At 59.4% G+C, this 14,199-nt stretch carries 13 protein-coding genes and 1 tRNA gene; 9 read left to right on the forward strand and 5 right to left on the reverse strand.

Features of this window, described 5'->3' with window-relative positions:
- Positions 1–694: 694 nt before the first annotated feature.
- Both QO014_RS24420 and QO014_RS24425 read left to right on the forward strand, forming a co-directional pair.
- Positions 695–1,357 carry a hypothetical protein gene (locus tag QO014_RS24420; RefSeq protein WP_266351398.1) on the forward strand — a complete coding sequence of 221 codons (663 nt, stop codon included), beginning with the start codon at positions 695–697 and terminating at the stop codon, positions 1,355–1,357.
- Positions 1,358–1,466: 109 nt separating this feature from the next.
- Positions 1,467–1,555: transfer RNA gene (locus QO014_RS24425), tRNA-Ile, on the forward strand.
- A 72-nt stretch (positions 1,556–1,627) separates the two neighbouring features.
- Here QO014_RS24425 and QO014_RS24430 read toward each other — a convergent pair.
- Complete coding sequence (locus QO014_RS24430; RefSeq protein WP_266351399.1) at positions 1,628–2,044, reverse strand: hypothetical protein; 417 nt, start codon at positions 2,042–2,044, stop codon at positions 1,628–1,630.
- Between the two features lie 429 nt (positions 2,045–2,473).
- Here QO014_RS24430 and QO014_RS24435 point away from each other — a divergent pair, with 429 nt between their 5' ends.
- The 6 genes from QO014_RS24435 (at position 2,474) to QO014_RS24460 (ending at position 7,934) form a co-directional block, all read left to right on the forward strand.
- Positions 2,474–3,022 carry a recombinase family protein gene (locus tag QO014_RS24435; RefSeq protein WP_266351400.1) on the forward strand — a complete coding sequence of 183 codons (549 nt, stop codon included), beginning with the start codon at positions 2,474–2,476 and terminating at the stop codon, positions 3,020–3,022.
- Between the two features lie 254 nt (positions 3,023–3,276).
- Positions 3,277–4,932: an Eco57I restriction-modification methylase domain-containing protein gene (locus tag QO014_RS24440; protein WP_266351401.1), complete on the forward strand. Its 1,656-nt coding sequence runs from the start codon at positions 3,277–3,279 to the stop codon at positions 4,930–4,932.
- On the forward strand, positions 4,856–5,773 hold the full coding sequence (locus QO014_RS24445; protein WP_266351402.1) for a XamI family restriction endonuclease: 918 nt from the start codon (positions 4,856–4,858) through the stop codon (positions 5,771–5,773). Before QO014_RS24440 ends, QO014_RS24445 begins: the two co-directional genes overlap by 77 nt.
- A gap of 108 nt (positions 5,774–5,881) precedes the next feature.
- Positions 5,882–6,502 carry an AAA family ATPase gene (locus tag QO014_RS24450; RefSeq protein ID WP_266351403.1) on the forward strand — a complete coding sequence of 207 codons (621 nt, stop codon included), beginning with the start codon at positions 5,882–5,884 and terminating at the stop codon, positions 6,500–6,502.
- 3 nt (positions 6,503–6,505) lie between these two features.
- Positions 6,506–6,766, forward strand: a complete 261-nt coding sequence (locus QO014_RS24455) for a ribbon-helix-helix domain-containing protein (RefSeq protein WP_266351404.1) — start codon at positions 6,506–6,508, stop codon at positions 6,764–6,766.
- 109 nt (positions 6,767–6,875) lie between these two features.
- Entirely contained in the window at positions 6,876–7,934 is a 1,059-nt protein-coding gene (locus tag QO014_RS24460; protein ID WP_266351405.1) for a replication protein RepA, read from the forward strand.
- Between the two features lie 417 nt (positions 7,935–8,351).
- On the opposite strand, the gene QO014_RS24465 is transcribed toward QO014_RS24460, so the two are convergent.
- The gene (locus tag QO014_RS24465; RefSeq protein WP_266351406.1) at positions 8,352–9,209 is read right to left on the reverse strand and encodes a hypothetical protein; all 858 of its coding nucleotides are present in this window, start codon (positions 9,207–9,209) and stop codon (positions 8,352–8,354) included.
- Positions 9,196–10,971, reverse strand: a complete 1,776-nt coding sequence (locus QO014_RS24470; RefSeq protein WP_266351407.1) for a type IV secretory system conjugative DNA transfer family protein — start codon at positions 10,969–10,971, stop codon at positions 9,196–9,198. Before QO014_RS24470 ends, QO014_RS24465 begins: the two co-directional genes overlap by 14 nt.
- 11 nt (positions 10,972–10,982) lie before the next feature.
- Between QO014_RS24470 and QO014_RS24475 the strand changes: the two genes are divergently transcribed.
- Positions 10,983–11,897, forward strand: a complete 915-nt coding sequence (locus QO014_RS24475; RefSeq protein ID WP_266351408.1) for a hypothetical protein — start codon at positions 10,983–10,985, stop codon at positions 11,895–11,897.
- A gap of 257 nt (positions 11,898–12,154) precedes the next feature.
- Here QO014_RS24475 and QO014_RS24480 read toward each other — a convergent pair whose 3' ends face one another.
- Complete coding sequence (locus QO014_RS24480; RefSeq protein ID WP_266351409.1) at positions 12,155–12,466, reverse strand: hypothetical protein; 312 nt, start codon at positions 12,464–12,466, stop codon at positions 12,155–12,157.
- Between the two features lie 2 nt (positions 12,467–12,468).
- Positions 12,469–13,362 (reverse strand): phage integrase N-terminal domain-containing protein, encoded by an 894-nt coding sequence (locus QO014_RS24485; protein ID WP_266351410.1) that lies wholly within the window; start codon positions 13,360–13,362, stop codon positions 12,469–12,471.
- Between the last annotated feature and the right edge of the window lie 837 nt (positions 13,363–14,199).

Consider the following 14,199-nt stretch of genomic DNA (forward strand, 5'->3'; position numbering starts at 1 on the left):
GCGACCCAGCGGGGCTGCACCCCGCACCCGGCAAGCGAACGGCCGCGCGCTGCGCGCCCGTAGGAAAGGGTTTGGCCTCTCTACGGCGCTCGTGGTCGGCGCGTTCGGCCAAACCCTTTCCTAGCCGCTCCTGTGGAGCGCGAAGGAAGGGCCACGCCTGCCTGTCGGCCTCAAGGGCAAGATGAACGGCCTCCGGCCGCCCTTGACCCCGCCAGGCGGTCGCGGCAGCGGCTTGGGAAGGCAAAGGCCCAAATCTGGGCCTTTGCCCCGATCGAGATCGGATCCTCTTCCCCCTTTTTGCAATCCCCATCACCGCGACACCGGCATACCGCGATACTGCAAAACCGCGAGATCGTGATACCGAGGCATTCATCATTACCCTTTGAGGAAACTGAGCTTTTAGACGTCATTGGGCACGAACATACCATTTCGCATTTCCAGTTGGATTATAACGACCATCTGGCCATAGGTGTCAGACAGATTACGCGATATCTCGGCCTCAATTTCAGGAACTACGCGCTCGACTCTGATGTTCCGCGCGCTATGATCCCTTCATCGTGAAGGTCAGAGACTAGCCGCCAGCCCAACAGCGGCCCCATCTCCGAACGCCCTCGGTCAACGCGGTGCCAGGGCTGATCAATAGCGAAGGACTCGGCGTCCAAACCCGAGTCCGCCCTATTGTTTATGGAGCACTATGGCCCGAAACACTGCCCGTTCGATCTTACAGCGCCAGCTCGACGCTCGCCGGAAGCTGTGGCCTGACCTTGCCGATAATATGCTGTGGAGCATGGACAAGGACGGATGGGTTGCCGTCCCGCGTCTGATGCCACTGATGCTCAGCATCATGGATGATCTGTCGGGGAAGGGGTTTCCTGTCGGGAAAACCTATCTCGAACTATGGTCACGACAGCGGATCGAAGAGAGTTTCGTCACTCTCAATCGGCCTGAGGAAATGGCATTTCATGCAGGATTTGAGGGTCAGAGAGCAACTAGAACGTGGAAAGATAGAATTCAGAGGCTATCTGAGCTCGGTTTTATTGGATTGAAACCTGGACCACTTGGCGATCTATCTTATGCATTGATATATAACCCTTATCACATTATTAAAAGAGCCTATTTGTCGGGCTTGGTTCAAGAGAATAAGTGGCAAGCTCTCGTAATTCGCGCGAACGAGGTCAGCGCTTTTGACATCGATGACCTTGATGAGAGCGGCAATCTGATCCCTATCGAGGCGGAGGATAGCGCTGAAGCCGGAAAGAGCACCGGCGGCAATATCATCACAGCGAAGTCACGTTCTGCCGGTTCCGCAAAAGCGGTGAAGACGAGGCCGCCACGTCGATCCCGAGGCGGTAACTAGAGCAACCTCGGTCGATTCAAAATAGAGCGTCAGTAGTGACCCGCCTCTTGAAGTAGGCAACGTCCATAACCATCTATATCACGTCGGTTTAACGGGCCGCCATAACAATGGCAGGGTGGCAGAGTGGCCGATTGCGCCTCCCTGATAAGGAGGTGAGCCTCTCACGAGGTTCCGAGGGTTCGAATCCCTCCCCTATTTCAGATGCCCGCTCCGGCTCACCGTGAGCGGGCATCGTCGTTTCGGCTAATGAAACAGCCAGCCCGTATTTAGCTAGAGCTGATAGTTGATAACGTCGAAGAATGCCGTACCGTCTGAATTTCGACCGGCGGCTTGCACTTCAAGCGAAGTGCCATCGGCAGACAGTTTTCTGGCGTATGGCCCGCCAGGCATCATCACGCCGGGGCTCACTTCTTTCTCGAAGAAGCCGACAGTTATCTTATCTGATATGCGATATATTGTTATCGCGCTGACATCGCTTCTTCCATGAACCGGGTATGATTTTCCGTCGTGGTAAGCTTCGTACCACCACTGGTAATAATTTCCATTATTAGAACCGCTAACGGTCAATTTATAACCGTTGTCACGCTCTTCGTATAGTCGCGTTTCTGTTGCGGGCTTAAAATCAGAACTGAAGATGCTAGCGCCGCTGTTCATATGCCATGTTTTACCAAACAACGCATCAGCCATGCCATCCTCCCAATAGCGAGTGGTCATTACTCGCAAGGCCAATGTCGCACTCGGCATGAGTGCAGTAAACAGCGTATATAATTTTAAATAGATGCTTTACTCAAGTTTCTTGCGAAACTCAAGAATTATGCAAGGAAATCAGCCCGTTGTTTCTGCAACGCAATTTTCTTGCAAAATATACTTGCAAAAGTATGAAAGCCGACCCATAGTAAATATGCACTGAGGACAACAACGAAAGCAAAGTGCATGAGAAACCTCAGTGCAAGCCTTGCTCTTGAATGGCTAGGATGGTTGAGAATTAAAATCTCAATCAACTGGAAGAGATAGAGCATAAAAATACCCCCGGTGGCTCGGGGGTATTTCTTGAAAGCAAGGTACAAGTACCTCAGTGCAGATAGAGATATATGAATACAACTAAAGATTGTCAATATGATTTATGGATATGCCAGAGTAAGCAGTGACGGGCAACCCCTTGAGGCCCAGACAGAGACCTTGGCCCAGGCCGGGGTCGAGAAGGTGTTTCGGGAGACTGCAAGCGGTGCGAAGACAGACCGCAAGGAATTGGCGCGGCTGCTGAAGGCCCTGAACGCGGGCGACGTGGTGCTTGTCACCCGGCTCGACCGCCTCGCCCGCTCCACCCGCGACCTCCTGAACATTCTGGCCGCCATCAGTGACAAGGGAGCGGCCTTCCGCTCCTTGTCCGACGCATGGGCTGATACGAGCACGCCGCACGGGCGGCTTATGGTGACTGTGCTCGGCGGCCTCGCCGAGTTCGAGCGGTCATTGATTGCCAGCCGCACAGGTGAAGGCCGGAAGCGCGCCGTGGCGCGTGGCGTGCGGATGGGGCGGCCGTCGAAGCTCACCCCTCACCAGAAGCGTGAAATTCTGGAAGCCCTCGCCGCCGATGAGGTCACGGCGGCCGACCTGGCGCGCCGCTACAATGTCAGCGAGTCGACAATTTCGCGGATGCGCTCGTGAGCCGGTTCGGCAAGGCTGACCAGCAAACATTGCCCCTTGACATTCTGTCGACATGTCGACAATCATGTTGACATGAGCAAAGTAGAAAAGTCAGAATCTGACAGATTGACGCCGAGGCAAATAGTTGGCTTCAGCATGACGCCGGAACTAGCCAGCAAGGTGAAAGCCGAGGCGGGTCGAAGGAGCTTGTCGCTCAAGAAGTTATTTGAAGAAATGTGGTCACTATACGAGAAGAGTGGCAAAGAGAGCAGGTCATGAATTGGGGCGAGCGCTCGCTTGCCGCTCTGGCCGGAGCAATTATTGCTAACGACCCCTCGGTTCACCTGACGCCAGGGGAGCATAGACTTCTCGCCAATGCGCCGTGGGTAGCGCCTTCCGTTATTTCCGAGACGCTGGCAGAGATACGGGGCGGCCGCGACCCCCTTGGCACAGAGTTCTGCCTCTTGCGCGCACCAGAGGCGCGCCGTCAATTGGGTGCGACCTACACGCCTGCTACCATCGTGGAGGCAATGGTTTCATGGGCGGCGGCGGAGCCCTCTCACCCAGACAGAGTGGTCGACCCAGGCGTTGGCTCGGGCCGCTTCCTAATGGAAGCTGCGAAGCATTTTCCGCACGCTCAGCTTATCGGCGTCGACGTTGACCCTCTTGCGACCTTAATGGCACGAGCGAATGCTGTTGCATTAGGCTTTTCCGAGCGGCTTGCCATCAAGCTCGTCGACTATCGACAGCTCACCCTGCCTACTACGGCTGGCCCGACCCTCTTCCTCGGGAACCCACCCTATGTGCGTCACCATGACATTGCGCCGAATTGGAAAGATTGGTTTGCAAAGTCAGCGGCGGAGTTCGGGTTTCCCGCGAGCAAGCTGGCCGGATTGCATATCCACTTCTTCATGAAGACGCGCGCGCTCGCGCGTCCAGGCGATTTCGGGGCATTCATCACTGCCGCAGAATGGCTCGATGTGAATTATGGCCGGACACTCCGCGCGATGCTTGCAGACGGCTTAGGGGGAGCGGCCGTTCACGTCATTGACCCGACGGCTACTCCCTTCGCAGACGCGATGACTACGGGCGCCATAACCTGCTTTAAGGCGGGAAACAGACCGGCTCAGTTGACCATGCGAGCCGTCAATTCCCTTGCAGAGTTGGCCCCTCTTTCCTCTGGGCGCCTCGTGGAATGGAAGAACCTGACGGCCCTCGCAAAGTGGTCACAGTTCATAAAAGACGAGCCAAAGTCGCACCCAGGGACAATGGAACTTGGCGAGCTATTTCGGGCGCATAGAGGACAAGTGACCGGCAATAATTCCGTCTGGGTCGCGTCCGAAAACGCCAGACAAGTGCCGGAGAGATTCAAGTATCCGACCGTTACGCGAGCAGCAGAGTTATTTCGGTCTCAAGGCAAACTCTCCTCACTAGCCCTCCTGAAGCGCGTTGTTGACCTGCCTGCGGAACTTGGCGACCTTGAGCCACATGAACGCAAGGCTGTTGATATATTCCTTAAGTGGGCCGCGCAGAGTGGTGCGCCTGACGGGTATATCGCCCAGCATAGGCGGGCATGGTGGTCGGTCGGCCTGCGAGAGCCAGCCGCCATCTTGTGCACCTACATGGCGCGGCAAGCCCCCGCATTTGTCCTAAACGAGGCTGGTGCACGACATCTGAACATCGCGCACGGCCTCTACCCTCGCCAACAGCTCTCATCGAAGCTTATTTTGGCGACGCTTGCCTATCTACGACGGCACACCAGCATGGATGGCGGGCGAACGTATGCTGGTGGATTGGTCAAATTTGAGCCGAAAGAGCTTGAGCGAATCCGCATCCCGACCGTAGAACGTCTCTATGAGCTCGCCGAAGAGATGGACTATAGACGAACTGCGGAGCGACGCCGCCCAGGCCAGGAATCTATTTCGGCATGAGCGGCTTGATGAGCCCCTTGAACTTTATTCAAAGCTATTTGTTCGATTTTCAGATATTTTCCGCTCTACGATACAAAAAATTGAAACGATATCAGCCAATCCAGTCGACGCAGAGCTGTTGTCTAAGCTGATACAAGATAGAGATGGCCAGAAGGCTTTTCGGTATCTCGCGGCGCCGCCGATTTCAGAAGATGACCTTGAGACGGTTGCTGACGCTAAACTTACCGCCTCAAAGCTGAGAGCCGATATTGATGCGGCAACGAGCATCCGAGATACGATGCTTCAGATTCTTGACCCGCATCGGTTCCCATGGATTGCCGAAGGTCGCTCCGCTACCAGCGAGGAGCTGGAGCGGGCAATCATTGCGTCTGCCGCTCTTGCGGCGGCGACCGACGTGACCACCATTCGGCGAGGCTTGGCGAAGAACACTCAGGAGCAGGCAGTCAAAGACCTGCTCAAGTCCGTTGGGATGGTTGAAGTGCCCCGGCGAGCGATTCCTATGCTCTCAGCGGCCCCCAAGCCGGGGGAATTTTGTGGGGAAACGACACTTGCCGGGACTCGCGCTGATGTCGTGGCTACGCTCCGCGACAATCGCATTCTAGCAATAGAGTGCAAGGTTTCTAACTCAGCCGTAAATTCATACAAAAGACTAGTTCACGACACGGGCGGAAAAGCCTCCACATGGTACAATAAATTGGGTCGCGCTCAAGTTATACCCGCTGCGGTTATGAGCGGTGTATTTAGTCCCGCTAATTGTTTTGCGGTTCAGGATGACCTAAGCGTCGCTCTGTTCTGGCAACATCGGCTGTCTGACCTGTCGGACTTTGTTAATTCGGTCTAGAAAACAATTCGAGTGAGGCCGCATTTTATGCGTTATGCGTTTTAACGCATAACGCAATTGCTATAGCGTTTAGCTTGAAATTTATGCGCTATAGCGTATCATGCACTTATGAAAGTGCTCACTCTTGTTACTCAAAAAGGCGGAAGCGGCAAAAGCACCCTTGTGGCCAATCTCGCCGTGGCCGCAGAGGAGGCGGGCGAGAAGGTTTTCGTGCTCGACCTCGACCGGCAAGGCACACTCGGCCGCTGGATAGAGCGCCGTTCTGTCGAAACCCCAGGCTTCGACCGCGTTTCCACTGAAACACAGCTGGACACAGCGCTCGCAACCCTCGCACGGCAAGACTATTCGCTCGTTATCATGGACACGGCGGGCACCGACAGCCCGCTTGTCACGGCGGCGATTCGAGGCGCCGACTTATGCCTGATACCGGCGCGACCTACCCCGGCCGACCTTGAGGCAACCCAGCCCACTCTCGAAGCCATCCAGTCCACGCGCCGACGCTTTGCCTTCGTCCTCAATCAGGCTCCCGTGCGCAGCGGCCGTCTCAACGAGGCGGCGGCAGGACTGAAGGTTCTTGGCATTCTCGCCGAACCCCCCATCACGCAGCGCAACGACCATCAGGACGCTTTGGGCAGCGGGCAGGGCGTGACCGAATTCAACACGCATGGCAAAGCGGCCGAGGAAATACGCGCCCTGTGGCGCTGGATTAAAAACAGGCTGAAAGGGTAGCCCATGGCTAAACGTCAATCCTTGGCAATGTTCTCCCCTAAGGATATTGCCGCGACAGGCGGCAAGGTCGTGCAGCCGGAACCGGCCACCACACAGCCAAGCGGCGTCAAGTACCCGAAGGTAAGCGTGTATCTTGAGGCGGACGAGGTGCGTACTCTGAAGCTCCTCGGCATCGACCGGGGGCAACGTGTCAGCGACATCTGCGCCACCGCAATCCGCGAATGGCTGGAGCGAAACGGACATGCCCGACAAAATAATGCATAAGTTATAACTCATAAGGTATGCGTTATAACTTGTGCGGCACGACCGAAAGTTGCCCGGTATCGGGGCAGCTCGATTCCGGCTTGGGCCATCACGGTGTAGGCTTTGCCTGATGGAACGCCGTGACGAATCACTTTTGCAGGACAGCGACCTCATCGAACGGCTACGCCGCTACGATGCAGGCCAGCGCCTCGGCGCGCCTGGTTCCCGGTCTCTTTTCATCGACCAGTTGCTTGAGGAGCAGGCCGCTCGACAACGCAAGGTCGTGCTCATCAATTCTCTACCAAGAGACGCCAAACGGCGGGCCGAGTGGCGCGAGGACATCGACAAGAACGGACTGTCGGCCGACAGCCTGCGCTTCATGCCCACGCCGCTGGCTATCTGTGGCCTTCCCCATCGACGCCTGCCTGCCGACCAGACGGAATATGAACGGCAACAAGGTCGCATGTCATTGGTTGTAACCGCCGGGAAGCTGCGCGCGCCCAATGGGGAACGACTGCTGCAACCCGTGCCATGGGGGCCAAAGGCGCGGTTGATTATGGCCCATCTCAGCACGGAGGCCCTGCGGAACCGCAGCCCTGTTGTCGAGACGGCCGACACGCTCAAGCAGTTCATGGACGATATGGGCTTCAAGATGCGGGGCGGTGCTCATGGCACGATTGCTCCGTTCAAGGAGCAGCTACGCGCGCTCGCCGCATGCCGTATGGAATTCAGCAAATGGGACGGCCGCCGTTCAGCCCAAATCGACGTCAAGCCGCTGGAAAAGGTCGAACTCTGGTTCAGCGACAACCCCGACCAGCGCAGTCTATGGCCAACCACCATCACGTTCTCCCAGCAATTCTACGATGAGCTGGTGAAGCACGCCCTGCCGGTGGATGTGCGCGCCCTCATGGCTTTCTCAGCCTCATCCCGCAAGATTGACCTGCTCCTCTGGCTGACGTTCAGGATGACAAGGCTTTCCAGCCACTATGTGCTGGATTGGGCGCGTCTCAAGGAGCAGTTCGGCGACGGCTTCGCCCGCGACCGCAAGTTCCGCGAAACCTTCGCTGCCGAGTTGGCCAGCATCCATGAGCTGTTCCCGAAAGTCCCAGCCAGGCTCACCGAGCGCGGGCTTGAAATGGGCGCTGCCGACCCCTCGGCTTTCGCTATTCCCACTCGTATCCGCGCCTGATTTTCCGGCCTTCTGTACCGGCAGAAAGCGGCCAATTTCCCCTGAGCTCACCAACGCTGATTTGGGGGCGAACGCTCCGATATTTTTCCCTTCCGATTCAACGAATTGACAGGGGGGCAACGCTGATTTGGGGGCGCAGCAGCGCTGATTTGGGGGCGCTATGCCTTTTTCCAGCGCTGATTTGGGGGCGTAGCAGCGCTGATTTGGGGGCGCTTCCAGCGCTGATTTGGGGGCGCCCTATATAGAACAGAAAGGATTCAGAAAAGCCTCTCAGAAAACTCCTTCAGAAATCTGTTTCAGAATCTCAGAAAAAGGCCCGACCTGATTTTTGAAGGAAAGAGAGGGCATCGGAGATGTTTCTAGGTCCGGTTCAGGCCAGCCACGCCTAACACCTCAAAAAGTGACCTGAAACGACTCTTAGGCCGCTCCCGAGGGCAGGGCAGCCTGGCCACCATCCATCCGATGCCATCCGTTGCCGAAGTCGGCCAGCTCATCAGCGGCCTTGAAATGAAACCGCTCCCAGACACGGGCCTCGGCTGGAGGAAGCCCCTGCCGCCCCGGTAGCGTCCGCAACAGCCGGTCGCGCAGCTCCGGCGTATCGCAGACGATGAGCAGCCGGGCGGCCGGTTCCTGCGGCTCCAGCCCGAGGGCCTCGTCGAGGGCGTCGGACTGTCCAGCCTCGCCATAGACCTTCAGCTGATTTGCCGAAAAGCTGGAAGCGCCGCCGCTGTAGCGGCTGCAATAAATCTCGGTGACATAGGTGCGGCGGCGGCCGTCATTGCCCCGCACCTGCACAATAGCGTCAACCGTCACCTTCAGCGCAGGGAGTGTCGAGGCCCAGGCCTTCCCGCTCCGCACCATATAGGCGCGCACGTCTGGCAGCTCCTGCCCGGTCGCAGCCGCCCAGCTATCGGCCGCTATCAGCGTGTCAATGGTCAGCCTGCGGTGCCAGGCATGGCTGGCCGTGAGGTGAGGGCTCTTCGGGAAGTCTGGTGGTTCACCGCCCGGCGGTGTCGCCCGCTCGGCACCTTTCGCTGTCAGCCAGTACATGGTGTGCAGCAGCCCGGCGCTCGGCCCGAGGCGGAATTCCTGCCTGTCGATGAGCTTGGCCGTCAGCAGGTCACGGAGCCGCGTGCGGATGGTCTTCTCGTCACCGGCTCCGGCTTGCCGGAACTGTGGCACGGTGAGGAAGCGATAGCGCGCCAGGCATTCGAGAATCCTGCCTGCAACGGGAGAGGTATCGCCTGGGGGAGGGAGCACGTCAGTCGAGGGCACGCGAGAAACCTCTTGCCGCGTCCACAGACGCGTTTTCCATGACCGTGACGGGCTTTGCCTCGACCGAGCGATAAAACGCCTCCTGACGGCTGCGCACGGCCTTCCATTCGTCCTCACTGATGCGGTGGGTGTCGTCGGCAAGGTCGCTGCGCGGTATCAGCATGAAGGGCGAGCGAGCGCCCCAGCGCACCAGGAACTGCCGGGGCTGGAGATTGCGAGCGAGGGTGCGGCCCTCGTCGTCATCTAGGCCCATGGCCGCGAGCATGCGCGGGGCATAGTCGCTGCGGCCGAGAATCTTGACGGCCGTGTTCGCCAGCACTGCGTCGCGCTCGTCCGTTCCGAGCTGGGTCAGGAACTGATGGGCGAGGGTGAGATGCAGGCCATATTTCCGCAGCTCGGTCAGGATGGTTTCCGTCGCCGGGCCGGTGAAGTTGTGGCACTCGTCCAGCACTACATGCACCGGCCGTCTGTCCGTGCGCTCCTCCGCTTTGCGCAAGTCGCCGACTGCGGCGAGCAGGCCGACAATCAGCTGTCCCAGCACCTGCGCCGCATCCGTGCCCGCGCTGCCGAGCGAGAACAGCAGCACCTTGCCCGCATCGACCATCGGCGCCAGCTGCACCGTGCTCGGGCCGCAGGTCATATCGCTGAAGTCGCGCAGCATGAGCAGGTTGAGCAGCCGCGCCCGCATGCCGCCCTTGGCCGCCCGGTAATCGGATGCCTGCCAGTCATTTTTGAAGAACCAGCTCACGGCCCGGTCAGGGTGGCGCTGTCCGGCCTCGAGGAGGGGCTTCGGTGTTTCCTCGGCTAGCAGCTCGAGCAAATCCCACAGCGTTGCTCCAGGCTTGTCGAGGAGGAGCCGCACGGCGGCCTTGCCGATATTGACCATGCGCGGCGTCATGCTGGCGCCGCCTTCGCCCCGGCAGATTTCCGCCAGCACCTCGGCGAGCCGGTTGGCGATTTTCTCCTTCACACGGTCACTGGCACCAGGTGGTGGCTCAAGCGGATTGATGGTTGCGACCAGCCCGGCGAATTCGCCGGGCTTGATGAAGACCAGCCGCTCTCCGTCCGCCAGTTCAGGCCAACGCGCTATCTGTTCGCAAAGGTCGGAATGGGCATCGACGACGACCACGGCTGCTTCGCCATGGGTGACCTCATGGTGCACCAGCAGCTTCAGCAGCTCGGATTTGCCCGAGCCGGATGCGCCGACGATGTAGGTATGGCGCAGGCGCTCCTCGGCAGGGAGGCGGACAGCAATCTCTGCTGTGATGATGTTTCCCAGCTGGGGGTCGATGTCACATAGATAGGAGGCATAGCCCTTGGCATCAGCAGAATGCCGGGCGGGGTCGAAAATCCGCGTCAGGAAATATGCCAGTTCGTTGCTGTCATTCGCGACAAACCCTGTCCGTCCCGCGCTTTGCGCATCGTAGGATCGGAGGATTTTCTCGTTCTCGCGCACCGCGCGGAGATATCCCGCGTAGAGCAGGGGCATGGGTGGTGAAAGACCACTGCGCCGTGAGATCTCGCCAAGTGCGGCCCGCCGTCGCTCGCCAATAGCGGAAATGGCCGCTTCCGAGAGCCAGGGAGTCATGCTGCCGAGCTCCAGGAACGCTCGGCCATCCTCGCTAAATCCAAGAGCTGACTGTGCTGCCATCGCATAGCCAGCGGCGCCGGAGGAAATTAGCGGCGCGAGCGTCCCGGCAGTCTTGCGCGCGACGAGGGCATTCGCTCCTAATGCGCGAGTTCCATTGGTTTCGTCGCTCAAAGTGCCCCCAGATGCTCGTGCGACCTTTAAATACTGAGTTCTCCAGCTGGACTTATGATGTCATCGGCCTTGTAAACAGCGCAAGGTCAGAAATATCGAGTCTCGATTGGGATTCGGATGAGCTATTTCATGTGCCAAATGAATGGCAGGTATCAGGAAAAGAACCGAATATAATTCTGTATTCTGCGATTTCGGCTTTCATTGTTGGGTTGATTATAGGTGCATTTGGAGGATTTGGAGGATTTATAGTCGGTTTTTGTATTGGTGGCGGTCTATGTGCGCTGATGAACTATCCTGCTTATTCTGGCTGGCATAGTGCGGTTGAGCTGACAGACGAGCTTAATCGATACCGCGCCAGGGTCATGGCCCATAATGCAAGGGTTCAGAAAAAGCTGGATGAGCGAAGGCGCCTGCGCGAAATCGCCGAGCGGGAAGAGCAGGAGAGGCAGCGGCAGCAGCAAATTCGCCTCGATGCGCAGCTCCGTCGGGAATGGGAGATCCTTTCCGGCTCATACAAGCGCTTTGAGGCGGAGCGGATGCGCCGAGCTGAAACAGTGGCCGCAACCATCACTTTTTTGAGGGCGGTGTGGGCCGACTTTCTCATCGCCAGTGACGTTTCCCATATACCTTTCGACGCGGAGCAAGGGTTCCGACAGACCTTCTGGCGTAGGTTCAATGCAGCCGTTCAAAACGAGACCCGGACTTACGCGCTTTTGAGTATCCGGGAGATAAATGATCCTCGTTTGCGGCAGCCAATTTCCTATCTCGAACCCGAACTGCCACCGCCGTGGCCACCGCTGGAAATCTCTCCTGAATGGCGGGTTCTGAAGGAGACGACCTTCCCGGTAATCAAGCAGGCCCTCGCTGAGTATCGAGCCATTGCTCACAAGAAGGGCTTGGAACTCTATATCGATTTAAACCCATAGATAAACGCCACTTCAAACCCCCAAATATAGCCCGGATAGCTTGTATATATGATCAATAGATATCAATCAGTTAGGACTATAAGTCCTCCCCTATTTCAGGCTCTCGTGTCCGTCTTTCCAGACGGACACATCCAGCCCTCCAACGTCTCCCCACGCTCCGGCCAGGCATTCCATTTCCATTTCATGCCAGCCACTCCCCGCTGCTCGACCTCCTCCCCCTACTGGCGCGACCCCCTCCTCGGCCGCGATGCGACGGCCTACCACCGCACAATCATCGCCACCGGCGCCTCATCCGGGCGGGGCCACGGCCGCCGTTCCCATTCGACCGTGAACCCGTCCGCGAGGAGGGCTTTCACCGTCTGTTTGGTGGCTTCCTCGGCCTGAAGGTCGAGTGGCCGACCGGGCACCAGCATCACCTGGTTGAGGCCGTGGCTGGCCGCCTGGGCAATGGCGACGATGACCACGCCGATGCCGAAGGTGTCGGCGGCCGCCTTGGCGCGGGCCTCAGCGGTGATCTTGCGGATGTCCGCCAGCCGGGCGGGCAGGGCGGCTTTGCGCGGGTCGGCCATGGTCAGGCTGCCTGCTTCGTGTTCGTTGCCCAGCGGCGGCCGAGATAGGTATCCGTCACATCGAGGCGACCGTGGCCCAGCTCGTGCGAGATCTCGAGGCGGGCGTCGCGGTCGCGGCGCTGCTCGTCCGCCGTCATGGCATCGGCGGTGCGGCCGCCTGCGGCCGGGCAGGCCCAGCCGGTCAGCACCTTGTAGCGCCACTGCGCATAGGCATGGCGATAGCCGTGTGCGTTGCCGATTCCGGCGCGCACCAGCTGGTTCTCATAGTGCTTCATGGCCTTGTAGTAGGTGGCCCCGGCCGGAATGAGCGACCCGTCGCCCACCACCGCCTTCAGCTCATCCAGCAGCGCCCGCTGCTTAGGATGGGTGAGAGGAATCTCCCGGTAGCGCCCGCCCTTGCACCAGCTGGCGCGCAGCGCCAGCCGGTTGCCGAAGTCGGCCAGGGCAGGGCGCATTTTGAGGGCTTCCTCCCGGCGGAGGCCGAAGGCGGCCTCCAGCTTCAAAGCGAGCCGAACGCGGGGGTCTGTGACGCGCTCGAGCGCGTCGCCTTCCAGGCGCTTCGCGCGGTTGCCGGAATAGCGGCCGCGCTCCGCCAGGCCAAAACCGGCATTGTCCTTCGGCAGCAGGCCGGGCTTGCCGACCTGGTAGGCCCACCAGCGCAGCCAGGTCAGGCGATTGCGCACGGTCTGGTCGGAGAGGCCTGCGCCCTTCCAGTGGCCCACCAGGGCCGTGACGTGCTTGCCCTTCAGGCTCTTCGCGTCGGGCAGCTTGTAGCCGAGCGCCTTCAAATCCTTTGCCATGGCCTGCAAGCCCCGGTGCCTCAGCGCCCGGGTGCCGAACGACCCGTCGCCCGCTCGCGCGGTCAGGTCTTTCAGGCTGAAGCTCAAATCGTCCATGGCAGTCGTCATTCGTATGGTTAAGTTTTTATGACCGCCTCACGGCCCCGCGCACGGGGTTCGTGGTGCCTGCGACAAGCGCGGGCGTCGGGTCGGGTACTCCCTGTTGTTGTCTCCGTTTCTCCGTGTCCGTCAGTCTCCAAGCGGTTGCGGGTTGGCTGGCCATTCCGTCCTTTGCGGCCGCGCCGGCTCGTTCTGTCTTTGGTGGCCTCTGTGTGCCTCTCCGGGCCGTGCCCGTGGGGCCGTGCGTGTTCTTTCCGGGGATGTCGCGCACCGCCGGGGCGGGGCGCTGAATTCGTGGATGTCATGCGGTTGCATGGTCAGAATTCCTTTCTCTGAAACGGGCGGGCTTGCCCTGTGGGTGTTGCCGAGGTGTCTCGTCGTCGTATACGGCGGGGCTCCCAGTGAACCTCGCCAGTCCCTTATGGCGCCCGTCCCTCGCCCGCGCCTGACAGGTCGCAGCGATATTCCCGAGGGCTGGCTCGTGGCGGTGTTTAGGGGTGCTTCAATTCTGAATGCTGGCCTGCCCATCGCCCTGTCACTACCCGCGTTGCCGGTAGTGACAGGGCTGGCGTCTCGCCTGCCCTGTGATGGCCTTGCTACAGCTGCGGCCACGGAGAGGGCGCCGCCCTCCCCGCCCCTCCCGATTGGCTGCCTATGGCCTTCGGCCTCCCGGCAGCCAAATGGGGGCTCGCCGCCCCCACACCCTGGCCATGGGTCGCTTAGGGCGTTCCGCCTCCCAGCGACCCAGCGGGGCTGCACCCCGCACCCGGCAAGCGAACGGCCGCGCGCTGCGCGCCCGTAGGAAAGGGTTTGGCCTCTCTACGGCGCTCGTGG

Origin of the sequence: Kaistia dalseonensis, from assembly GCF_030814715.1 — a bacterium.
Taxonomy (GTDB): Bacteria; Pseudomonadota; Alphaproteobacteria; order Rhizobiales; family Kaistiaceae; genus Kaistia; species Kaistia dalseonensis.